General features: G+C 33.0%; 20 protein-coding genes. 13 read left to right on the top strand and 7 right to left on the bottom strand.

Going from position 1 to position 22,661, the window contains the following annotated elements:
- Positions 1 to 42: 42 nt before the first annotated feature.
- Both ABD077_RS22430 and ABD077_RS22425 read right to left on the bottom strand, forming a co-directional pair.
- Entirely contained in the window at positions 43 to 1,032 is a 990-nt protein-coding gene (locus tag ABD077_RS22430; protein WP_343914446.1) for a DUF6588 family protein, read from the bottom strand.
- A gap of 286 nt (positions 1,033 to 1,318) precedes the next feature.
- Positions 1,319 to 2,086 carry a LytR/AlgR family response regulator transcription factor gene (locus tag ABD077_RS22425; protein WP_343914445.1) on the bottom strand — a complete coding sequence of 256 codons (768 nt, stop codon included), beginning with the start codon at positions 2,084 to 2,086 and terminating at the stop codon, positions 1,319 to 1,321.
- A 370-nt stretch (positions 2,087 to 2,456) separates the two neighbouring features.
- On the opposite strand from ABD077_RS22425, the gene ABD077_RS22420 reads away from it, so the two are divergent.
- Positions 2,457 to 2,771, top strand: a complete 315-nt coding sequence (locus tag ABD077_RS22420) for a hypothetical protein (RefSeq protein ID WP_343914444.1) — start codon at positions 2,457 to 2,459, stop codon at positions 2,769 to 2,771.
- Between the two features lie 391 nt (positions 2,772 to 3,162).
- Here the strand turns inward: ABD077_RS22420 and gyrB are convergent, their stop codons facing one another.
- The gene (gene gyrB / locus ABD077_RS22415) at positions 3,163 to 5,103 is read right to left on the bottom strand and encodes a DNA topoisomerase (ATP-hydrolyzing) subunit B (protein WP_343914443.1); all 1,941 of its coding nucleotides are present in this window, start codon (positions 5,101 to 5,103) and stop codon (positions 3,163 to 3,165) included.
- 490 nt (positions 5,104 to 5,593) lie between these two features.
- Between gyrB and ABD077_RS22410 the strand changes: the two genes are divergently transcribed.
- Positions 5,594 to 6,775 carry a M12 family metallopeptidase gene (locus ABD077_RS22410; protein WP_343914442.1) on the top strand — a complete coding sequence of 394 codons (1,182 nt, stop codon included), beginning with the start codon at positions 5,594 to 5,596 and terminating at the stop codon, positions 6,773 to 6,775.
- A 119-nt stretch (positions 6,776 to 6,894) separates the two neighbouring features.
- Here ABD077_RS22410 and asnB read toward each other — a convergent pair whose 3' ends face one another.
- Positions 6,895 to 8,580 (bottom strand): asparagine synthase B, encoded by a 1,686-nt coding sequence (gene asnB / locus ABD077_RS22405; RefSeq protein ID WP_343914441.1) that lies wholly within the window; start codon positions 8,578 to 8,580, stop codon positions 6,895 to 6,897.
- Between the two features lie 258 nt (positions 8,581 to 8,838).
- On the opposite strand from asnB, the gene ABD077_RS22400 reads away from it, so the two are divergent.
- On the top strand, positions 8,839 to 9,372 hold the full coding sequence (locus ABD077_RS22400; RefSeq protein WP_299610225.1) for a DUF2911 domain-containing protein: 534 nt from the start codon (positions 8,839 to 8,841) through the stop codon (positions 9,370 to 9,372).
- 1,380 nt (positions 9,373 to 10,752) lie between these two features.
- Here ABD077_RS22400 and ABD077_RS22395 read toward each other — a convergent pair.
- Both ABD077_RS22395 and ABD077_RS22390 read right to left on the bottom strand, forming a co-directional pair.
- Complete coding sequence (locus ABD077_RS22395) at positions 10,753 to 11,382, bottom strand: 7-carboxy-7-deazaguanine synthase QueE (protein WP_343914440.1); 630 nt, start codon at positions 11,380 to 11,382, stop codon at positions 10,753 to 10,755.
- A gap of 141 nt (positions 11,383 to 11,523) precedes the next feature.
- Complete coding sequence (locus ABD077_RS22390; RefSeq protein WP_343914439.1) at positions 11,524 to 11,979, bottom strand: RidA family protein; 456 nt, start codon at positions 11,977 to 11,979, stop codon at positions 11,524 to 11,526.
- A 154-nt stretch (positions 11,980 to 12,133) separates the two neighbouring features.
- Between ABD077_RS22390 and ABD077_RS22385 the strand changes: the two genes are divergently transcribed.
- The 10 genes from ABD077_RS22385 to ABD077_RS22340 all read left to right on the top strand — a co-directional run bounded on the left by ABD077_RS22385 (position 12,134) and on the right by ABD077_RS22340 (position 21,183).
- On the top strand, positions 12,134 to 13,669 hold the full coding sequence (locus ABD077_RS22385) for a helicase HerA-like domain-containing protein (protein ID WP_343914438.1): 1,536 nt from the start codon (positions 12,134 to 12,136) through the stop codon (positions 13,667 to 13,669).
- 45 nt (positions 13,670 to 13,714) lie between these two features.
- Positions 13,715 to 14,281, top strand: coding sequence for a hypothetical protein (locus ABD077_RS22380; RefSeq protein WP_343914437.1), 567 nt, complete (start codon positions 13,715 to 13,717; stop codon positions 14,279 to 14,281).
- An 18-nt stretch (positions 14,282 to 14,299) separates the two neighbouring features.
- The gene (locus ABD077_RS22375) at positions 14,300 to 14,668 is read left to right on the top strand and encodes a cupin domain-containing protein (RefSeq protein ID WP_343914559.1); all 369 of its coding nucleotides are present in this window, start codon (positions 14,300 to 14,302) and stop codon (positions 14,666 to 14,668) included.
- Positions 14,665 to 15,504: an alpha/beta hydrolase gene (locus tag ABD077_RS22370; RefSeq protein WP_343914436.1), complete on the top strand. Its 840-nt coding sequence runs from the start codon at positions 14,665 to 14,667 to the stop codon at positions 15,502 to 15,504. The genes ABD077_RS22375 and ABD077_RS22370 overlap by 4 nt, the downstream gene beginning before the upstream one ends.
- A gap of 126 nt (positions 15,505 to 15,630) precedes the next feature.
- Positions 15,631 to 16,485: a 23S rRNA pseudouridine(2604) synthase RluF gene (gene rluF / locus ABD077_RS22365; protein WP_343914435.1), complete on the top strand. Its 855-nt coding sequence runs from the start codon at positions 15,631 to 15,633 to the stop codon at positions 16,483 to 16,485.
- Positions 16,486 to 16,571: 86 nt separating this feature from the next.
- Positions 16,572 to 17,528 carry a YybH family protein gene (locus ABD077_RS22360; RefSeq protein WP_343914434.1) on the top strand — a complete coding sequence of 319 codons (957 nt, stop codon included), beginning with the start codon at positions 16,572 to 16,574 and terminating at the stop codon, positions 17,526 to 17,528.
- A gap of 33 nt (positions 17,529 to 17,561) precedes the next feature.
- A complete protein-coding gene (locus ABD077_RS22355; protein ID WP_343914433.1) occupies positions 17,562 to 17,987 on the top strand; it encodes a VOC family protein in 426 nt (141 codons plus the stop codon).
- Positions 17,988 to 18,131: 144 nt separating this feature from the next.
- Positions 18,132 to 19,070 carry a sterol desaturase family protein gene (locus ABD077_RS22350; RefSeq protein ID WP_343914432.1) on the top strand — a complete coding sequence of 313 codons (939 nt, stop codon included), beginning with the start codon at positions 18,132 to 18,134 and terminating at the stop codon, positions 19,068 to 19,070.
- Between the two features lie 33 nt (positions 19,071 to 19,103).
- The gene (locus ABD077_RS22345; RefSeq protein WP_343914431.1) at positions 19,104 to 20,468 is read left to right on the top strand and encodes an aldehyde dehydrogenase family protein; all 1,365 of its coding nucleotides are present in this window, start codon (positions 19,104 to 19,106) and stop codon (positions 20,466 to 20,468) included.
- A gap of 226 nt (positions 20,469 to 20,694) precedes the next feature.
- Positions 20,695 to 21,183, top strand: a complete 489-nt coding sequence (locus ABD077_RS22340; RefSeq protein WP_343914430.1) for a hypothetical protein — start codon at positions 20,695 to 20,697, stop codon at positions 21,181 to 21,183.
- 83 nt (positions 21,184 to 21,266) lie between these two features.
- On the opposite strand, the gene ABD077_RS22335 is transcribed toward ABD077_RS22340, so the two are convergent.
- Positions 21,267 to 22,628, bottom strand: coding sequence for an FAD-dependent oxidoreductase (locus tag ABD077_RS22335; protein ID WP_343914429.1), 1,362 nt, complete (start codon positions 22,626 to 22,628; stop codon positions 21,267 to 21,269).
- Positions 22,629 to 22,661: the final 33 nt, after the last annotated feature.

Below are 22,661 nucleotides of genomic sequence, written 5' to 3'. Positions count from 1 at the left end.
TACGAATTCTTTAACGATTTTGTTTGTGAATTCTTAGTTAAATTACCAACCAAAATTCATACCTATAGAAAGGTTTTGATAGTTCTGTAATGTGTAATCCAAATTAGCTCTAAAGAAACCTAATTTTACATTTACTCCTAGCGTTGCTTTTAGCCCTGAAGTTTTATTATCTACAGAAATTGGATCAACAACGGTTTGTGATGCCAATGGACCACTTTGTACCTCATAAGACCCTAAGACATCGGCAGTACTATTACCTGTATAAAAACCAAAACCACCGTAGAGATTAACTTTTGAAAATTTGGTAGAAATAATTCCACTAACCAACCACGAGTTTGATTTTAATCTAATTTCTTGATCACTACCTTCTGTTTCACTATCAGCCGTAAAGTCGTAAAAGCCCCTTACATTTGTATATCCAATTAATCCCGAAAACCTAAAAGGAAGTCTCTTCCATGAAAAAATCCAATCGGTTAACTCGTGCTGTACAGCTAAACCATATAGAAACACTTCTGTATTTTCTCTAACAGCTATTTTTGGCAAGAACCTTGCTTTTATTTCTGTACTTCTAGAAAATCCAATAGAGCCTTGCAAAAAACCTGTAGGTGCGATGTTTACCTCTTGACCTCCAATTCCATCAGGTAAAGTAACTTCCAGTCCTCCATCTAATACCACAACAATATCTCCACGATTACCCCCAAAAGCATTAGCTACCTCCTGACTTGGAAGCCCATCTCGAAATGCTACTCCATCATATTCTGCTGTATTTAGAATAAACGATTGTTTTTCTTCTCTCACAAAAGACAAATTACCCACAAAACCAACTTCGAAACGCCATAATTTTTTAACTTCTGCGCTCTTATACCATCCATTAGACATACTATTTACCAAGACCTCTCCTCCTGGAGCAAAATAGTCTGTACTAAAACGTTGTGCATTTTGTATACCGAGTTCCAGTAATTGATCTACATTAGTTTGTGCATAAGATACTTTGAGCACAAGCATTAAACAAAAGAGTAAAGTTTTTTTCATCTGTTTGTATCTATGGTTTTCAATAATCATATAAAATTCACAGAACCAAACATTTAAAAATATGGAAGTCTGGCATGTTCATTTCTCTAGATTTGGGTTTTAATAGGCGCAACAATATATAAAAAAATCCGCTATACATGGTATAACGGATTTCATTCTAAATTATTTAGCAAATACTATCTGATTATTTTCATATACCTGTTGATATAATAAAAAATATAAATATTAACTTCTTTTCGGATTATATCCAATCCTAAAACAAACTCCTGACTCAAAATACACACCCTTATTGATTTATACTTTTATCTCCTTTAATCCAATCTTCTAGTTCTTTACGCCTATAATTGGATACTGGTAATGTTTTATTATTATCCATTATCAAAAATCCACCATCCTGTCGATTGATCTCTCTTAGATATCTCAAATTTATTAGCACAGAAGGATGTACTCTAAAAAAGCCATATTTTTTTAATTTCACTTCATAATGCTTCAGGTTTCTGCTCACCAATAAAGTATTTAAATTAGTACAATGAATATTAGTATAGCTACCATCTGCAATCAAATGGGTAATTTCGTGTGGTTCTACTAACCTAAAGCCGTTTTGAATAGGAAATGCAATTTTTGGAGCACCTTTATTTACGTTTTGATCAACCTGATCTTTTGTTAAATCAGAAATCGATCGATTATATATTATTTTTTCTTGTATTCTCCGAATTGCATCTTGTAAACCCGATATTGATACAGGTTTTAATAAATAGTCAGTTGCTTTAAGACTAAATGCTTTTAGAGCGAACCCCTCATCACCAGTTACAAAAATGATTTCAAAATCAATTTCTTTTAAACTATCTAGCAAAGTAAAAATAGTGTCATCTCTTATATGAATGTCTAAAAAAACTAGGTCTGGTTTTTTTATATCTATTAACTTTTTTGCTTTTTTTAGATTTTCTGCTTTCCCAATAATAGCAACTTCTGGACAGAATTTAAGTAACAATATATTCAATGCCTCCAAACTGTTATTCTCATCATCTACAATAATAGTCCTGATTTTTAACATAATAACATCTCTTTTTTTTTACATAAAGATAAAGTAAAGCTAAAACAACTCTTGTCTCTTTTTATTGCCTAATATTTTAGAACTAAACTATATATCATCAAATCACCTAAAGTTTTTTTTTCAAAGACAAGAAAAAATAATTCTTTTTTCATTGTATGAACTTCTTACGAATAACAACTTGTTAGACATGTATTTACTGGCTAAAAGACAGATCTTCGGTAAAATTATAGATCAATTATTCTAACAAATGAATTAGATTAATTAATAAATGAACTGAAATAGGACATTCGTCAATTACCCCCTAAAAGAGGAGCATGATTAAAATACCTTTATATCGTCTTAATTAAATAAACTTTTAAAACTTAAAATCATGAAAACTAAATTTTTCACCTTAATTGCCGCTTTCTTACTTACTTTGTCTGCACAAGCTACATGTACAGTAACAACAGATTGTGGAACTTACACTTTTGAAGATGCTACCAGTATCAGTACTAGTGTTACTTCTGTAAATGGAGAATCCACTTTAATTGTCAAAAATCAAAATGGAGTTGTACTACTTAGATTAGAGGATTGTGGGACTAGTGTATCTTCAAGCTGTAGCTCTTCTGGGAATGATGGAGACGGAGACCTTGATATTTGTGACGTTATTCCTGATTTCTTAAAGCCATTCTTCGATTGCGAATAAGCTATTTAAGACGAAGTTAGCTTAAAACCGCGACTATGGAGAAAATTAAAGTATCCCTAGTCGCGTTTTTTATAAAACAAATATTTAGTAAAATATTTAGAATTAGCTTCATTTCAATTTATCACATGATCACGCTTTAGTTTTAGCATCCCTTTCTACAAAAGTTACTTTATTTTATACATTTCAAAACACTTAAATCAATATTGACGCACTTAGTTACTACAACCACAATGCAAATCCATGATAACTATAATTCCTACGCTTTTCTATTCTCAATTAAATTTTCACAAACCGTAACAGAATTATCATTACCAATTCCCTTAAGGAAATTAAAAAATCCGCTATACATGGTATAACGGATTTCATTCTAAATTATTTAGCAATATTTATATTAGGCATCAATATTTGCGTATACTGCATTTTTCTCGATAAACTCTCTTCTTGGTGGAACTTCATCCCCCATTAGCATAGAAAATATTCTATCTGCTTCTGTTAAATTATCGATAGTTACTTGACGCATTGTTCTAAATTCAGGATTCATTGTCGTATCCCAAAGTTGTTCTGCATTCATCTCTCCAAGACCCTTATATCGCTGGATCTTAGCATTATCTCCAAACTCTTTAACAATTCGATCACGTTGATCATCATTCCAAGCATATTGCTTTTTAGCACCTTTCTTCACCAAATATAGAGGTGGTGCAGCTATATAAATATGTCCCGCTTCTATCAATTCTTTCATGTAGCGGAAAAAGAATGTTAGAATCAGTGTAGAAATATGACTACCATCGACATCCGCATCACACATAATTACAATTTTGTGATAACGAAGCTTCGATAAGTTAAGTGCTTTACTGTCCTCTTCTGTTCCGATAGTAACACCTAATGCTGTAAAAATATTCTTAATCTCTTCATTTTCGAATACTTTGTGATGCATTGCCTTTTCTACATTCAGGATTTTACCTCTTAATGGTAATATCGCCTGAAACATTCTATCACGACCTTGTTTAGCAGTTCCACCTGCAGAATCACCCTCCACAAGGAACACTTCACATAACGCAGGATCTTGCTCCGAACAATCAGAAAGCTTACCAGGAAGCCCTCCGATACTCATTACGGTTTTACGCTGCACCATTTCACGCGCCTTTTTAGCAGCGTGTCTTGCTTGAGCAGCTAAAATTACTTTCTGAACGATTGTCTTAGCATCATTTGGATGTTCTTCCAAATAATTTTCTAACATTTCAGATACCGCCTGAGAAACGGCCGAAGTAACCTCTCTGTTTCCAAGTTTCGTTTTTGTTTGTCCTTCAAATTGAGGCTCTGCTACTTTTACAGAAACAATTGCAGTTAAACCTTCCCTAAAATCATCCCCAGCTACCTCAAACTTTAACTTATCCAGCATTCCAGAAGCATCTGCATATTTCTTTAACGTAGAAGTTAATCCTCTTCTAAATCCGGAAAGATGTGTACCTCCTTCATGTGTATTGATATTATTTACGTAGGAATGAAGGTTTTCAGCATAGGAGTCATTATAAATCATAGCAACTTCTACAGGGATATTATTCTTTTCACCCTCCATAGAAATGACATCACCAATAATAGCATTACGACTTCCGTCCAGAAATTTTACAAATTCTTTTAATCCCTCTTCTGAATGAAAAGTTTCAGACACAAAATTACCATCATCATCTGTATGACGTTTATCTGTAAGATTGATCGTAATTCCTTTATTAAGGTATGCCAATTCTCGCATACGACTTGCTAAAGTATCATAATTGTATTCTAAGGTTTGCTGAAAAATAGTAGCATCCGGCTTAAAAGTTACTATAGTACCATTAAAATCAGTATCACCTGTAGACTTTACAGGATACAATGGCTTTCCTCTCTCATATTCTTGTTCCCATATTTTACCATCCTTATGTACAATCGCATGTAAATGATCAGAAAGTGCATTCACACAGGAAACCCCTACTCCATGCAAACCTCCTGATACTTTATAGGAGTCTTTATCGAATTTACCTCCTGCACCAATTTTGGTCATTACCACTTCTAATGCAGAAACTCCTTCCTTTTTATGAATTCCGACTGGAATACCACGACCATTATCTTTGGTCGTTATAGAATTATCTTCGTTTATAGTAACATCGATAGCATCACAATGACCTGCTAGTGCTTCATCGATGGAATTATCCACTACTTCATATACCAAATGGTGCAAACCTCTTACGCCAACATCACCGATATACATCGACGGACGCATCCTCACGTGCTCCATTCCTTCTAATGCCTGAATACTATCGGCTGAATAATTATTTTTCTTTGCTTCTTCGCTCATAAATCAGCTATATTAATTACAATTTTTTGGTCAACAAACAAAGATAAAAAAACAGTCAAATGTTCAAAGCGTTTTAGAAAGTATGATTTAAAGAGTTATCAACAATTAGTTAAGAACAAGACCAGAAAAAACAAAAAACCTCTTAAAAGCGTTAAAAATAGCCTTAAAATGGATTTAAGATTAAATTAATAATTGATGAATTAACACACCATTCAACACAAAACTCTGTAAATAAACATTTTAATTCCTTCTTACTGTAAAAAAACAACATATCCAAACTTAGAAATATTAAATCTTAAATTGTCGATTTTACAAAAAACAAAGAGAAGATTCTGCAAACCTATACGATTTCTCATTCACTACCTACGAATACTAAAACACACTTCAAATCGACCTTGTTTACTACAATATAAACTCTCTGCAACGTTAAGTGGTATAGCAAAATGCTACAAATAATTTTAAAATAACTACACACTCAACTTTTATTAAAATGAAAACAAAACATTTAATCAACTTAGGAAGAGCTGCTTTTATAGGTCTTGGAATCTTAGCAAGTTCTTGTACAAACGAAAGTTTTGACGAAATCACTAGTAGTCAAGAAACTGAATTAGTAAAAAAATTCTTTAATGATGATGTTGTTATCGTAGAAGATCTAAAAAATGGTACTTTTTTAAGCGGAGATATCATTTATGAAGCCAGGCAATTAACAGATCAAAAAGTCGGCTACAACGCTAATCCAGAACCCAATGAAGATTTGGATGAAAAATTAGGTTTTTACAGAGGTGTACAAAAATGGCCAAACAATACCATTATATATGTTTTAGACAATAGTCTTACCAACAATCAGATACAAGTAACTTTAAACTCGATGAGAGAATGGTCTACAAAAACCAATATTCGATTTAAAGAACGCACCAATGAAAGCTACTATGTTACTATTAGAAATAATGGACAGTCTTGTAACTGTGGAAGCGCTAATTTAGGAGTAAACGGAAATAGAGGAAGAATAAATATTGGCACTGGAACTAGCGAAGTTGTAATGATCCATGAAATCGGTCATACTCTAGGGTACATTCATGAACAAACCAGATCAGACAGAGATAATTATGTAAGAATACTGTTTGAAAATATACAAGATGGAGCTGAAAGTCAATTTAGAAAGAACGAAAACTCCTTGAACCTTGGAGAGTTCGACATCAAATCTACTATGATGTACGGAGCTTACACTTTTAGTAAAAATGGACAGCCAACTATAGTACAATTAGATGGCACTACACACCCAAGAAGACGAGCAGAATTATCTGCTGGAGATATTTCAGGAACAAATGAAGCATACCCTTCTGGTGACGGAGATGGTGGTGATGGCGGCGATGGAGATGGTGATGGAAACGAAAATGACATCTGCGATGGTATAGACGAATGGTCCCCAAATATTAGATATAGCGTTGGAGATAAAGTTACTTACCAAGGTTTCTTATATGAAAGAGATTTTTACTCATGGAATCGATTAGGAGAATGTGGAACTTCTCAACCTGTAGATATTTGTGAAGGCGTGGACCCTTATAGCGGTAATAGAAGCTACTCACCTGGTGACCAAGTTACGTATAACGGTTACTTATATCTATTACAAGATAATAGAAGATGGTCCAACCAAGGTAGATGTGGAAGTTAGTAACTCCAATCCTACACAAAACAAAAACCCCAAGAATGTAATATTCTTGGGGTTTTACATCTCAATTAACTCAACTTTCAGCGACTCAAGCTGAAACTCTTAAATTTCTTGATTATTATTTATTGAACGACTTCATCCATTAGGTAAGCATCGTCGTGCACATTTGCTACTGCTCTTCCACTCGGATCATTCATATTTTTAAAAGCTTCATCCCACTCCAAAGCGATTTTCGTACTGCATGCCACAGAAGGTTCTTGCGGAACACTTAGTGCAGCTGCATCACTTGGAAAATGACCTTCAAAAATAGATCTGTAATAAAACTCCTCTTTATTTTGTGGTGTTTGAATTGGAAATCTAAAATGAGCATTTGCCATTTGTTCATCAGTCACTTCTCTTTCTACCACTTCTTTTAGAGTATCTATCCAACTATATCCTACTCCATCAGAAAATTGTTCTTTCTGTCTCCAAGCTACACTTTCTGGCAAGTAAGATTCGAAAGCCTTACGAATTACCCACTTTTCCATTCGCTCTCCATTAATCATCTTATCTTGTGGATTGATTCTCATCGCTACATCCATAAACTCTTTATCTAAAAACGGCACCCTTCCTTCGATACCCCAAGCTGCTAGCGATTTGTTAGCTCTTAGACAATCATACATATGTAGCTTACTGAGTTTACGTACCGTCTCTTCATGAAATTCCTGAGCATTAGGTGCTTTATGAAAATATAGATATCCACCAAAAATTTCATCTGCACCTTCACCAGAAAGTACCATCTTTACTCCCATCGATTTAATAACTCTAGCCATTAAATACATTGGTGTAGATGCCCTAACGGTAGTAATATCGTAGGTCTCTAGATTGTAGATTACATCTTTGATTGCATCTAAACCTTCCTGAATAGTAAACTTAATCTCGTGATGTATCGTACCAATATGATCAGCCACCTTTTGCGCTGCTGCAAGATCTGGAGAACCTTCCAAACCAACCGAAAAAGAATGCAATTGTGGCCACCAAGCTTCTTTGGTATCACCGGATTCAACCCTCTTTTCTGAATATTTTTTGGCTATAGCCGAAGTAACTGAAGAATCCAACCCTCCTGATAACAACACCCCATAAGGAACATCAGACATTAATTGTCTGTGTACAGCTGCTTCTAAAGCATCCCTGACCTCATCAATACTAGTTTGATTATCCTTTACTGCATCATATTCTGACCAATCACGAACGTACCATTTTGTTAATTCTCCTGTCGCACCATCTAAGTAATGACCCGGTGGAAACAACTCGATTTTGGTACAAACGCCTTCTAAGGCTTTTAGTTCAGAAGCTACATAAAAAGTCCCATTTTGATCCCATCCCATATATAAAGGAATAATACCCATATGATCTCGCGCAATTAAATACGAATCTTTTTCCGCATCATATAACGCAAAAGCAAAGATTCCATTTAAATCATCTAAGAACTCAACACCCTTTTCTTTGTATAAAGCTAATATTACCTCGCAATCGGATTCTGTTTGGAAATTATATGTACCATCAAACTGTTTACGAATTTCACGATGATTATAAATTTCTCCATTTGCTGCAAGAACCAATTCTTTATCTTCACTAAAAAGAGGTTGCTTTCCAGAAACTGGATCCACTATAGCTAATCTTTCATGAGCCAAAATTGCCTTTTGATCAGAGTAGATCCCACTCCAATCTGGTCCTCTATGACGTATTTTTTTAGACATTTCTAATAGCTGTGGTCTTAAAACCTCAGCCTTTTCTTTTAATTCAAAAGCGCAAACTATTCCACACATATCTTTCTTTTTGTATTAATTGAGAAGTCAAAGATGAAATAATAGTTACAATATTTAAACAGAAAAGCCCTTATTAGTTTCAAATAAAAACATAAAAACATGTTTGTTTATCAAAATGAAATATTTTTCCCACTAAAAGCTAATAAAAGTATCAAGTTGTTATTTTCTCTTTTAACAGAACTTTAATGAGGTGATTAACATTTCATATGTATGTTCGCTTCTATCTTTACGACGATTATAAAAATAAAATCACAAATTATGAAAAAATCACTCTTATTTGCTATCCTACTTTTTATAGGAACTGTTACTAGCATGAATGCTCAGAAATTTGCTGGGTTACAAAAAAGTCCAACCGATATTTCTTATGCTAAAACGGATAGAAATGCCAAACCCGACGTTAAAGTTATCTACAGCAGACCTCAGAAGAAAGGAAGAACGATGCTGGGAGAAAAAGTTGCATATGGAAAAGTGTGGAGAACAGGAGCTGATGAAGCTACCGAAATCAAACTTTTCAAGGACATGAAACTAGGAGAAAAAACTGTAAAAGCAGGAACATATTCTTTATTCACTATCCCAGGTGAAAAAGAGTGGACTATTATATTAAACTCTGACTTGGATGTATGGGGAGCTTATTCTTATGATGAAGGCAAAGATGTAGCTAGAATTAAAGTTCCAGCAGGAACAGGAGATGAACTAGAAGCTTTTTCAATAGCGTTTAAAAAAGTAGATAAAGGATATCATATGGTATTAGGATGGGAAACTACAAGAGTAGAAGTTCCTTTTTATAATTAATTCCTCGGATTGGAAATAAAACAAAAACGAGATTAATTATAGCAATTAATCTCGTTTTTATCTTTCCCTAATAATCTCTTATCTTCAATGAATATATACCATAATAAGGATTATAAGTTTAAAAATCTTTTACCGATGTATAGCGTGGCTAGACGCTCCTGGTAATTCTTTAAGGAAGTCCATGACAACCCTAAATGTTAATCTGAATTTAGTGTAAAATAGCCCCATAATATTTCCAATTTATTACGTTACAAGATACTATCTAAAAGGTTCTAAATCAACAATTTTAACAAAAAATGTAAGTACTTTTAGATATTTGGTAAAAAATTACCGATTAACAACGCGTTTTTCCAATTATACAAGTATTTTCTTTCCTACTTAATTTGAAGTTCTAAAGGCATTTATCTTACTTTTCAACAAAGCCTTTTCCCATACACTTACGAATCAATTAAAGAATAATTTCTTTTTACTCAAATAAATTAATGAATTAGAAATTACACCTAGAATACCTCTACCTGTGTATTGCATTGCTGCTTGCTGCTGGCAATTCTTTTAAAAATGTTCTTATTGCACTAAAATCTATTGAAAATATATTGTAAAATTTTGTCATAATAATCTGATTTTTAATTTCTTGTACAAAGATAGCTTGCAAAACTCCCTGGTATGAAAATTTTAACATATCAAAATCTAAGTTTTAGCTATAAACATAATTATCATCGCCAAAAGAACAAAAAGTACAAAAACTCTAAATGTACTTGACGTTTTTACTTACAACAAATAAACAGTCTTCAGGGGGTTATCCCCCTAAAAACCACACCCTAATTAATGCTAACCTACTGAAAAGAAAATATTTAATCACTAAAAAGCGAATTATCCTTGGTGCAAAACAAATACGATATTCACAAAAGCTTAATTTTGCATCTTATAGACATAAAAAAAAAAGATTACAAAATAATGTAATCTTTTACTTATGGTTAAAAACGAAGTATAACTTGTTATTATCTTCTCATTGCATATCGAGAAGCACTAGGTAAATCTCTCATAAAATCTATTACAATTTTAAAATCGAGCCCAAAAATAGAGTATAAGTTTTTCATAAAATATTGTTTTTAAAATACTTATATAAAATTAAGAACTACTTTCAGGAAAATCAAAAAATAAATATGGTATCGCTAAACTTTTAGTTAAAATAATATGTATATAGGTTAAAAAACTGTTACCAAAAGGACAACAAAAAAATAAAAGAAAGTTTTTTCTTACTTTTTCTTACTTTTTTCAATGGGTAAATTCTTACATTTTTACGGAAAAACCTTACTTAATTGAAAATCAAGAAGTTTCAACCCGATAAAAACGTCAAAAACCGTAAAAGTAATAAGTCAATTAAGGAATATTTAGGTATTTATGGGTTTGTAGCGAAACCTTCCATTTAGGATTCTTCATCACATAATCGACTATCATTGGAATTACTTTGTCTCGTACACTCCATTCTGGTTGCAAGTACAACACACATTCTGATGATACCTGCTTGGCTTGTTCTTCTGCAAAGGCAAAATCACTTTTATTGTAAACGATGCATTTTAATTCGTCTGCTTTTGGATAAATATCCTGTGTTGGAAGTTTTACCTTTTTTGGAGAAAGACATATCCAGTCCCAATCGCCAGTAAGTGGATAAGCACCAGAAGTTTCTATATGTGTTTTCGCTCCTTTATCTTTTAAACCTTTTGTAAGCAAAGTCATATCCCAAGTAAGTGGTTCCCCACCAGTAACCACGACAACATCGCTATATTTAACAGCGTTCTCTACAATTACGTCTGTTTCTGTAGGAGGATGTAACTCTGCATTCCAGCTTTCTTTCACATCACACCAATGACATCCTACGTCACAACCACCTATTCGTACAAAATAAGCTGCAGTACCTTTATGATACCCTTCTCCTTGTATGGTATAAAACTCTTCCATTAATGGAAGCATTTTACCCTCATTCACCAATTTTTCCACACTTTTTTGCATAAGGCTGCAAAGGTAGCTAATAAATTATGAATGACACACCCTATCCAACATTCGAATTTAGTGTGTTTTTCTTCATAAAACCTGTTCTTTAATTATGGAATCTGAATTAATACCATTTCTCATATGAAATGATGTAAGTATTTATTCAGATTTTGCAGCAATACATTCAATTTCAATTTTAGCACTTACAGCCAATCCCTTTGCAGCAAATGTAGTTCTTGCTGGCTTCTGCGGAAAATATGTCTTATACACTTCATTAAAAGCACTAAAATCAGCGATATCAGAAAGAATCACTGTGCATTTTACCACATCATTCATCTCCATATCATGATGCGCCAGTACTGCTTTAATATTCTCTAAAGTTTGTTTTGTTTCTGCCTTAATTCCACCACTTACTAATTTTCGAGAAGTATGATCCATTCCAACTTGACCAGAAAGAAAAAATAAATTACCAACTTGTACCGCATCAGAAAATGGCGCATTTGACTTCTTTGGCTCATGAGTTTTATGGAAAATAACGGATGTATTAGAACTTTGGTTTTTACCACAACTAAACATCATCGAAATAAGTATCACAAAAAAATATATCCTTTTCATTGCTTTAAAGATTTGAAATTTTCTAGATAAAGAAAACTATAATTTTCTTCACTTCGTCTTATTCATTTAAAAATTATAAATTTACCTAAACAAAACTACATTCATTTCGATAGAAGAAGTAAGATTCCTATTTTTATCAAAATTTACATCAACTATGAGTACTAATCAAGAATTCCTTGATCATATAACTAAGGGGTATACTACCAAGGGAGATTTTATTGCCTTAGGAGCGGCTATGCATAATGGAGAAACAGTAACGAATGCACATGTTAAAATACCTCTTAAGACGCTAAACCGTCATGGATTAATAGCGGGTGCAACAGGTACTGGTAAAACAAAAACGCTTCAAGTATTAGCAGAAAACCTTAGTGAACAGGGTATTCCAGTTCTTCTAATGGATATAAAAGGAGACCTAAGTGGTTTGGCTGCTGCTAGTCCTGGACATCCTAAAATTGATGAACGCCATGAAAAAATAGGAATCCCATTTGAAGCTAAGGATTTTCCTGTGGAGATTCTTAGTTTATCAGAACAAGATGGAGTTAGACTACGTGCAACGGTTAGTGAATTTGGACCGGTTTTATTTTCTAGAATTCTTGATGTAACAGAAACCCAAGCAGGTATTATCTCGATAATATTTAAATATTGTGATGATAATAAATTACCACTGTTAGATCTGAAAGATTTAAAAAAAGTATTACAATATGCTACTGGAGAAGGAAAAAAGGAATTAGAAAAAGACTACGGAAGAATTTCTACCGCTTCTACAGGTTCTATTCTTCGTAAAATTGTTGCATTAGAACAACAAGGAGCAGATATCTTTTTTGGTGAAAGATCTTTTGAGGTTCAAGATTTATGTAGAGTAGATGACGACGGAAGAGGATTTATAAACATCCTTAGATTAACTGATATACAGGATAGACCAAAACTATTTTCTACATTTATGTTAAGTCTTTTGGCAGAGGTATATAGTACCTTTCCAGAACAAGGTGATAGCGGAAGACCAGAATTAATTATTTTTCTAGACGAAGCTCATCTTATCTTTAAGCAAGCCTCTAATGCCTTAATGGATCAGATAGAAAGTATTGTAAAATTAATTCGATCTAAAGGAGTTGGACTTTATTTTGTTACGCAAAATCCTACTGATGTTCCAGATGGAGTATTAGGACAATTAGGTTTAAAAGTACAACATGCATTAAGAGCTTTTACCGCCAAAGATCGCAAAGCCATAAAACTTACTGCCGAAAATTATCCAATATCCGAATATTATGATACTAAAGAAGTACTTACTTCGTTAGGAATCGGAGAAGCTTTAGTGTCTGCACTGGATGAAAAAGGGAGACCTACTCCACTCGCTGCAACTATGCTTAGAGCACCGATGAGTAGAATGGATATACTTTCAGAAAGTGAATTAAAAGAGTTGCTTAATGCATCTAAACTTTCTAAGAAGTACAATGAAGATATTGATAGAGAAAGTGCCTATGAAATACTTAATGAAAAAATAGAAAAAGCAGAAGCAGAAGAAGCTAAAGCTGCTGCAAAAAAAGAGCGAGAGAAGTTAAAAAGAACTTCCTCTAGTTCGAGATCAAAAAGCAGAAAAGCTAGCACCACTGAAAAAGCAGTTATCAAAGTATTAACAAGTGCAACTTTTATAAGAGGAGCACTTGGAGTTCTTAATAAATTATTACGCTAAACAACACACAAATCATAGTTTAACTTTGGGAATAACTAATACATTATGTTTAAAAAAATTCATTGTATTTTACTAATCAGTTTAAGTTTATTAAGTTGTCAGAAAGATAAAAAACAAGATCCTTTTGAAATATCTTTTAATCGAATCGGAAAATTAACAAATATTACAAAAGTTAGTCAATTGGATTCTATCTACGCCAATGATTCAATTGTTAAAGGATCACAGAGTGGTGGTTTTGTGAATGTTGCTAAAACCATAGAAGTTTATGAAAAAGGAGGAGCTAAGCTTTTATCCTTAGAACCTAGAGAAGAAAATAACCCAGAATCTTCTATAGAAAGTGTTCAAATTATAGACTCTAGATTCAAAACTACTTCAGGGTTATCTACCAAAAGTATTTTCAAAGACATTAAAGATAACTATACAATAAGCAAAATTAATAATACCCTGAGTTCTGCGGTTATTTTTATAGACAGTATACAGGCTTCTATTTCTATAGACAAAAAGGATTTGCCTAGTAGTCTTAAAGCGAATACTGCTGCCAAAATCGAAGCATCACAAATACCAGATACTGCTGCGATCAAATATTTTATTATTAACTGGGAAGAAAAATAAATGCCGAAAGATAGCTTTATGGGTAAAAAATATCAGATTCAAAAATCACCATTTGTCGTTCCTACTACAGATGACAAATTAATCGAAGAACATTTCGGAAGAGCAACAGATGGAAATACTAAAGTCAGTATCGCTCACATGGTAGCACCTCCAGGATGGAGCGAACCTTTTCAAACACCAGAATTTGATGAATACACCTACATTATCAAGGGAAGAAAGCAATTTATTATCGAAGGAGAAAAGGTAGTTTTAGAATCAGGTCAATCTATCAAAATTGAAAAAAATACTAGAATACAATATGCAAATCCTTTTGATGAGCCATGTGAATATATCGCCATTTGCCTTCCTGCCTTTTCAATAGAATCCGTTCATAGAGAGGAATTATGAAGAAAAAACTTAAAAAGTATCTTCCCATATTAATTGGAAAACGACTTTTATTACTTTTCTTTTTTAACAAAAAAAAAGCACTACATAGCGCATATATTCTATTTAGCACACCGCTAAAAGGAAAAATATTACCAGATCAAGAATATTTTTTAGAAGAAGCAGAAGATGAAGTCGTTTCTTTAAATGGGCATTATTTACAAACCTACCGATGGCCAAATATGGGAGAAACTGTATTAATGGTTCACGGATGGGATAGTAACACCCATCGATGGAAAACACTCATAGAAAAACTTCACCAGAAAAATTATAACATCATAGGGTTTGATGCTCCGGCGCACGGAAACTCCTCAGGAAAAACATTAAATGTGCCCTTATACGCAGAATGCCTTCAGAAAATTATCGAATTGTATCGCCCAAATTATGTGATTGGCCATTCTATAGGCGGAATGACTTCAATTTTTCATCAATTCAAATATCCCAATCCGGAGATACAAAAAATAATCGTCTTAGCACCTCCTACAGAATTAGCAGTAATTATGGAAGGTTATCAAAAAACATTAAAGCTGTCTGATAAATTTATGACAGCTTTAAGTCATTATTTTAAAGACAAGTTCGGTTATTATTTCGAAGAGTTTTCAGTTGCTGAGTTTGCTAAAAGCTTAACACATCCTGGCTTGCTTATTCATGATCGATTAGATGATATTGCGCCTTATTCGGGATCTGAAAAGATTCATAAAAATTGGAATAACTCAGAATTCATAACTACCGAAGATTTTGGACATTCTCTCTTTTTTGACGAAGTAGATGATATGATCATTGATTTTTTAAAAAAATAAGCACTTCGTAAAACACTTATTTTTTTGACTAAAATAGATTTAGTTGTAACTACTTATGCATAAAAGCCATTTTCAGATCCCTAGATATCGTAGCTATAAATACTATATTTGCATTTTATTTAAAATATGTCAAATACGAACCTTACCAGACTCAACAAATACTTAAGCGAAGTAGGATACTGCTCGAGAAGAGAAGCAGATAAATTGATTGATCAAGGTCGTGTTACGATAAACAACAAAGTACCAGAAATGGGTACTAAAGTTGCTCCAGAGGATGTAGTAAGAGTGGATGGAGAATTAATAACTAAACCTAAAGAAAAACATGTATATCTTGCTTTTCATAAACCTATAGGAATTGTTTGTACAACTGCACAAAATGAAAAAGATAATATCATTGACTATATCAATTATCCTAAACGAATTTTTCCTATCGGAAGATTGGACAAACCTAGTGAAGGGCTAATACTATTAACTAGTGACGGAGATATTGTAAATAAAATTTTAAGAGCTAGGAATAATCACGAAAAGGAATACATTGTTACTGTAAACAAATTAATTAGTCCTCAATTTATCAAAAGAATGGGTAACGGGATTCCTATTTTAGATACCGTTACACGCAAATGTGAAGTTGAGCAAATTAGCAAATATGATTTTAGAATTATTCTAACACAAGGTTTAAATCGACAAATCCGTAGAATGTGTGAATATTTGGGATACGAAGTAACACGATTAAAACGTATTCGAATAATGAATATTAATCTAGATACTCCTGTTGGAGAATGGAGATATCTTACAGAAGAAGAGTTAAACATTATTAATAAAGATGTTGGAGATTCGAGCAAAACAGAAGAAGCCTCCTTTGTAAAAGAAAAATCGGAAGATAAAGCACCTCATTCTTCTAAACGTTTTAATTCTAAAAACAGTAACACAAGAAATTCTTCACACCACAAAAAAAGGAAGAGAAGCGATAGAAGACGCTAAATGAAGCTTGTTAATTATATCCTAATTGACTATTGCTTTTATATTTTACTAGGTAAATTACAATACTAACCTAATCCTGTAAGAGTATGAGATTGATAGTGCTATTTTTTTGTATGCTCACTTCCGCTGCATCAATGGGCCAAAACGAATATGAACCTTCTGTGTCCTTTCCGTTTGGTAAACCGAATCCTAAAGCTCCAAAAGAAATAAAAGATTTTGACCCCTTAATAGGTATTTGCGATTGTGATTCTCAAACTCAAAATCAAGATCAGACTTGGGCAAAACCCAACAAAATGATTTGGGAATTTAAGTATATTATGAATGGCATGGGAATTCAGGACCAAACTCTTAAAGAAGATGGAAAACATTCTGGAAGTATTCGACAATTCATAGCAGATAGTAGTAGATGGTTTGTACACTATTATTCGAATACATCCCCTACTCCTGTTTTATCAACTTGGGAAGGAAATAAGAAAGATGATAAAATTGTTTTATATAGAGATCAAAAAGCACCAAATGGTATGGAAGGATATTTTAGACTAAGCTTTTATGATATCAGTAAAAATGGATTTAAATGGATCGGAGAATGGGTGGATAAAAGTGAAAAAATTGTCTTTCCCACCTGGAAGATTACATGCATTAAACGAAAAGAAGCTTCAGAAGTGTCTGATCGAAAACAAATTATAGAAATCTCAAAATCGTTTTCTAACCTATATATAAGACAAGATTACGAAGGCATAACTAAAATTTATACTAAAGACGCCAAAATATTTCCTAACAACACTACTATCATTTCAGGATCTGAGGCTATAAAAAAACGATGGGCAAGTTCTTCGGGTTATACACCTGTAACTCATAAAATTATTCCCGAAGAAATAACAATCCTTGGTGATACCGCTCATGATTATGGTTATTACGAAGGTACCAACAAAAATGATGATGGTAAAATGGTAAACTATAAAGGAAAATATGTTGTTGTGTGGAAAAAAATAAAAGGCAACTGGAAAATGTATTTAGATATTTGGAATCGTGTAAAACAATAATTTAAATTTAACCAAAACTAAGCAAACATAATTATGAGCACTTTATCTCCTTTCCATTTGGCCATTCCGGTAGACAATCTAGCAATAGCAAGAGATTTTTATAATAACACACTTAATTTAAACGAGGGACGAAGTAGTGATCATTGGGTAGACTTTGATTTTTTTGGACATCAGTTAGTAATTCATTATAAACCAAAATCAGAACAAGAAAAAGCGCATCATAATAGTGTCGATGGTAAAGAAGTTCCCGTTCCTCATTTTGGAGTAATCTTAAAATGGGATACTTGGCAAGAATTTGCTACTATGCTATCCGAAAAAAAAATACAGTTTGTTATTGAACCCTACATTAGATTTCAAGGAGAAGTTGGAGAGCAGGCAACAATGTTTTTTTATGACCCTTGCGGGAATGCGTTAGAATTTAAATCTTTTAAAGATCCTTCTCAAATTTTCATGAAATAAATCCTTTCACATTCATAAAATTTGCTCTTTTCTAGTAAACAATCGTTAAAAACCCATCTTTTTTAATTTAAAAGGCACGAATGTTAAAGTTTTACTATAAATTCTTATTATCTTCTACCCTGTAAAGAATTGAATTGAAAAAGAATGGATTTTACCAACCCATTAGTCTATGGAGTACCTTGCTTCTTAGGATTAATCTTAGTAGAACTTACATACAGTAAGACAAGTAAACACAAAGAACTTTATGAATGGAAAGATTTAGCTGCGAGTGTTTTTATGGGCGTAGGCTCAGCTATTTTAGGTCCACTAATTAAAACTATAACAATCATCCTCTTTTTTAATTATGCTTATGATCTCTTTAATCCCGAGGTCGATGGCTTAAGAATTAATATTATGGGATGGGAATCTTTTGGATATAGTTGGCCCATATGGCTGTTATGTATGTTGGGAGATGATTTTTCTTATTATTGGTTCCATCGACAAAATCACATGGTGCGATTTTTTTGGGCTGCACATATAGTTCATCATTCTTCTGATAATTTTAACTTGGGTACTGCTGTACGGAATGGATGGTTTACTTTACTATACAAACCTTTATTCTATGTTTGGTTACCGATTATTGGTTTTCCCGTAGAAATGGTTATTGTTTGTTTAGGAATTGAAGCCCTATGGCAATTCCAACTACACTGTGTATTTATTCCTAAAATGGGCTTTATTGAAAAAATTCTGAATACCCATACGATGCATCAAGTACATCACTCTAAAAATATAGAGTATATGGATAAAAATCATGGTGGAATTCTTAACATCTTTGATAAGATTTTTGGTTCTTGGAAAGAACTTGACGAAAATATAAAAGTACAATACGGAGTTACTCATGCTCCTAATTCATATAATCCTTGGGTAATACTTACCCATGAATACAAAGACATTTGGAACGATACCAAAAAATCAAAAAATTGGTATCATAAGTTTATGTATATTTTTGGACCTCCAGGATGGAGTCATGATGGTAGTACTCTTACGGTAAAGGAAATGCAAAAAGAGCTGGAACTTAAAAAACAGATGCAAGCGCAATCGTAATGCTTTTCTAGATATATTTTTATACTTTTAGCTATGAATTATCAAGAAATCATAGACAAGCAAAGAGCATTTTTTGAAACCAATGCTACCAAAAATATCTCGTTTAGAATACAACAACTAAAACACCTTAAAAGTGTTTTACAACAAAATGAAGAGTTATTATATAATGCTATCTATGCAGATTTCAAAAAGTCCAAATACGAAACTTACACGACCGAGCTTGCGATCATGTACCATGAGATTGATCTAGCACTTGTTAAAATCAAAAAATGGTCTAAAAAAAAGAGCGTTTCTACAGGACTTGCTAATCTTCCAGGGAAAACCTACATCATACCTGAACCTTTTGGAAATGTTTTGGTTATGGGTGCTTGGAATTATCCATACCAATTATCAATCGTGCCTGCTATTGCAGCCATTACCGCTGGTTGTACGGTTATTATGAAACCAAGCGAAATACCGGCTAATTCCTCTTCTATTATGGCTAAAATAATTAATGAAAATTTTAGTCCTGAATTCTTTAAAGTGATTGAAGGAGGAGTACCAGAAACTACAGAATTATTAAAAGTAAAATTTGATAAAATATTTTTTACTGGAAGTATTCCTGTTGGAAAGATCATATACCAAGCCGCTGCGAAACACCTTACTCCAGTAACTTTAGAACTTGGAGGAAAAAGTCCAGCAATTATTACTAAAGATGTCAACATCGACATGACTGCCAAACGTTTGGTTTGGGCTAAATTTTTGAATACTGGTCAGACATGTATTGCTCCGGATTATGTGATGGTTGACAAAGCTATACATGATGATTTATTGGTTGCTATACAACGTCATATCGAGAGTGCAGATTACAAAGTTGAGAATCAAAATTATACTCAAATTGTAAATCAAAAAAACTTCGAACGATTACAAAATATGATTGAACCTGAAAAGGTTTATTTTGGAGGACATTGTGATGTTGAAAATCGCACTATATCACCAACAATTATGAAAGGTGTTTCTTTTTCTGATAAAGTAATGCAAGAAGAGATTTTCGGTCCTATCTTACCAGTACTTTCTTTTGATCATCTAGATCAGGCCATTACAGATATCAAAAAATTATCCAAGCCTTTATCTTGCTATGTATTTACAAAAAGTAAAACAATAAAGAATAAAATACTACAGGAAATATCATTTGGAGGAGGCGCGGTAAATGATGCTGTAATGCATTTTATGGAACAAAATTTACCCTTTGGAGGTGTAGGAAATAGTGGCATTGGGAGCTATCATGGTAAAGCTGGTTTTGAAACCTTCTCACATTACAAAAGTATTTTGGAAAAATCCTTTTTAATAGAGCTAAACCTTAAATATTCTCCTTATACCAGCACCAAACTAAAATGGCTAAAAAGGTTGGTTGGATGATCCTCGCGCTTACAAAGATTGCCTGATATTGATGTCAATATCACATCTTAAAAAATTCAAAATAAATCCTACTAAATTAGGGTAGCTGTTAAATCAAAGTTAAAAGCAAAAGAAACCATATTTTGCTATAGTAACAAATAAGATGTTTAGAACACTACTAATTGCTATTAGATAATAACATTGAAAATAGCATAATCATTTTATTCACTTTTAAAACTTTCTAAACATGAAAAAAATTGGAAAACTAATTTTGACACTAGTACTCGTAACTATTTATTCCTGTTCCACAGAAGATGCTAATGATTCTCTTAACCAACAAAATTTAAATCCTGAAATAACCCAAAAGAGTTCTTGTGGATTTGGTCTTTTCCCTAATCAAGAATATGATTGCGGTTTCCAACGAGGCTATAGTGATTGGGTTTATCACTACAATACTACGGTAAGAAATTATAATTATGACCCTTGTGAAGAGATAAGAATAGTTACTCCGAATGGCACAGTAGGAATCGCTGCTGGAAAAACAAATGCTTCTGGGAACATTATTCAGATTACCCAAAACAATAACCAAGGATATTATGATGATTTATTCGATGATCTTTCTACCGATTATCTTAGAGGTAAGGCAGATGGTTATTCTTTTGGAAGAGGTCAAGAGCCATTGTCTTTACCAGGAGATCCAGATTGTACTAACGGACTTGGTGATGGGATTTTTTAAAATTTAGACTTACTAGTGTCCTTAACACTTTCTATAAGGGCACTAGTAATTTCTATCTCTTTTGATTCTTGATAAAACACTGTCTAAAATTGTAGAGAATTACTCATATTTAAAGACGCTATAATTTTCTGTTCTACCTCATCACTATCCCATTTTTCCTCGATATTATCAATTTTCATTACTTCATCCATTATAGCTGCTTGTTGGTCTCCAATCGCAAGAGCTTCAGCATAAGGTCGATTCGTAAAAGTTACTCTAGAATATAAAGGGACCCATTTATCAGGATGGTTTTCAGAAAAACGCTTTTCTATTTTCTTTCGAAGTAAAAAATTGGAATCCGCAGTTTTACTGCTCATTTCCATAAAATTACGATAAGAAAGTTCTGCTATAGCATCTGCACTTGGTTTTCTAACCTTTTGATATTCCTCAAAAATCTCTTGCCAATTTTCTCCATTATGGTCTTCTATAATCTGATCAAGTACAGAAATATCCTCAAAACCAGCGTTTATTCCTTGTCCATAAAATGGGACAATAGCATGTGCTGAATCTCCTACCAAAACAACTTTATCCCAATAGCTCCAAGGATAGCATTTCATCGTAACTAATGCACTCGTAGGATTATTATTAAAATCATTTAAAAGTGTTGGCATAAGATCTATAGTATCCGGAAAGTACTTTTGCCAAAATTTCTTAACCTCTTCATCCGACTTTAAACTCTCAAAAGAATTCTCTCCTTCATGCGGCATAAATAAAGTGCAAGTAAAACTTCCATCTAAATTTGGCAAAGCAATTAACATGAACTTTCCTCTAGGCCAAATATGAAGTGAATTCTTATCTAATTTATGTGTTCCATCCTCATTAGCGGGGATACCTAATTCTTTATATCCTGCATCCAAAAAATCTTGCGAATAATCAAATCTACTTCTTCGCTGCATTTTATGTCGTACTCTAGAAAAAGCACCATCACATCCAAAAATTAAATCATATTGATACTCTTTCCACTCCCCTTTCTCCGTTTCTCCTGTATAAATTTTGGCTTCTGGTAAATTTACATCCCACACTTTTTCATTAAATCTAAAAACAGCGCCAGATTCTTCTGCCAAACTAATCATTTTTCGATTTAATACTCCTCTAGAAATTGAATATATCGCTTCGCCTTCTTTTCCATAATATTGATGATATATAGGCTGTCCATTTACATGCATCGTTCTTTTATCCATTGGAATAGCTAGTTTTCTAATTTCTTCACCAATTCCAACAGTATCCAAAGCTTTCCAACCTCTAACTGACATTGCTAGATTGATTGACCTACCACTAAATTTTACCTGTCTAATATCGGGTCTTCTATCAAAAACAGTTACTTTATGGTTACGCTTTCTTAGATAAATTGCTAATAGTGAACCCGCTAGGCCACTTCCCACGATAGCTATATTTTTTGGTTGCATATATAAAAGTGATTCCAGTTTGCCAAAATATGA

It is taken from the genome of Aquimarina litoralis (genome assembly GCF_039523995.1).
GTDB classification, from domain to species: domain Bacteria; phylum Bacteroidota; class Bacteroidia; order Flavobacteriales; family Flavobacteriaceae; genus Aquimarina; species Aquimarina litoralis.
This window is presented reverse-complemented; position numbering and strand designations above follow the sequence as displayed.

What these genes read in the sequence shown, in the direction of transcription:
- ABD077_RS22430 (WP_343914446.1), bottom strand. Translation starts at nt 1,032, where the DNA reads ATGAAAAAAACTTTACTCTTTTGTTTAATGCTTGTGCTCAAAGTATCT.
- ABD077_RS22425 (WP_343914445.1), bottom strand. Translation starts at nt 2,086, where the DNA reads ATGTTAAAAATCAGGACTATTATTGTAGATGATGAGAATAACAGTTTG.
- ABD077_RS22420 (WP_343914444.1), top strand. Translation starts at nt 2,457, where the DNA reads ATGAAAACTAAATTTTTCACCTTAATTGCCGCTTTCTTACTTACTTTG.
- gyrB (WP_343914443.1), bottom strand. Translation starts at nt 5,103, where the DNA reads ATGAGCGAAGAAGCAAAGAAAAATAATTATTCAGCCGATAGTATTCAG.
- ABD077_RS22410 (WP_343914442.1), top strand. Translation starts at nt 5,594, where the DNA reads ATGAAAACAAAACATTTAATCAACTTAGGAAGAGCTGCTTTTATAGGT.
- asnB (WP_343914441.1), bottom strand. Translation starts at nt 8,580, where the DNA reads ATGTGTGGAATAGTTTGCGCTTTTGAATTAAAAGAAAAGGCTGAGGTT.
- ABD077_RS22400 (WP_299610225.1), top strand. Translation starts at nt 8,839, where the DNA reads ATGAAAAAATCACTCTTATTTGCTATCCTACTTTTTATAGGAACTGTT.
- ABD077_RS22395 (WP_343914440.1), bottom strand. Translation starts at nt 11,382, where the DNA reads ATGCAAAAAAGTGTGGAAAAATTGGTGAATGAGGGTAAAATGCTTCCA.
- ABD077_RS22390 (WP_343914439.1), bottom strand. Translation starts at nt 11,979, where the DNA reads ATGAAAAGGATATATTTTTTTGTGATACTTATTTCGATGATGTTTAGT.
- ABD077_RS22385 (WP_343914438.1), top strand. Translation starts at nt 12,134, where the DNA reads ATGAGTACTAATCAAGAATTCCTTGATCATATAACTAAGGGGTATACT.
- ABD077_RS22380 (WP_343914437.1), top strand. Translation starts at nt 13,715, where the DNA reads ATGTTTAAAAAAATTCATTGTATTTTACTAATCAGTTTAAGTTTATTA.
- ABD077_RS22375 (WP_343914559.1), top strand. Translation starts at nt 14,300, where the DNA reads ATGGGTAAAAAATATCAGATTCAAAAATCACCATTTGTCGTTCCTACT.
- ABD077_RS22370 (WP_343914436.1), top strand. Translation starts at nt 14,665, where the DNA reads ATGAAGAAAAAACTTAAAAAGTATCTTCCCATATTAATTGGAAAACGA.
- rluF (WP_343914435.1), top strand. Translation starts at nt 15,631, where the DNA reads ATGTCAAATACGAACCTTACCAGACTCAACAAATACTTAAGCGAAGTA.
- ABD077_RS22360 (WP_343914434.1), top strand. Translation starts at nt 16,572, where the DNA reads ATGAGATTGATAGTGCTATTTTTTTGTATGCTCACTTCCGCTGCATCA.
- ABD077_RS22355 (WP_343914433.1), top strand. Translation starts at nt 17,562, where the DNA reads ATGAGCACTTTATCTCCTTTCCATTTGGCCATTCCGGTAGACAATCTA.
- ABD077_RS22350 (WP_343914432.1), top strand. Translation starts at nt 18,132, where the DNA reads ATGGATTTTACCAACCCATTAGTCTATGGAGTACCTTGCTTCTTAGGA.
- ABD077_RS22345 (WP_343914431.1), top strand. Translation starts at nt 19,104, where the DNA reads ATGAATTATCAAGAAATCATAGACAAGCAAAGAGCATTTTTTGAAACC.
- ABD077_RS22340 (WP_343914430.1), top strand. Translation starts at nt 20,695, where the DNA reads ATGAAAAAAATTGGAAAACTAATTTTGACACTAGTACTCGTAACTATT.
- ABD077_RS22335 (WP_343914429.1), bottom strand. Translation starts at nt 22,628, where the DNA reads ATGCAACCAAAAAATATAGCTATCGTGGGAAGTGGCCTAGCGGGTTCA.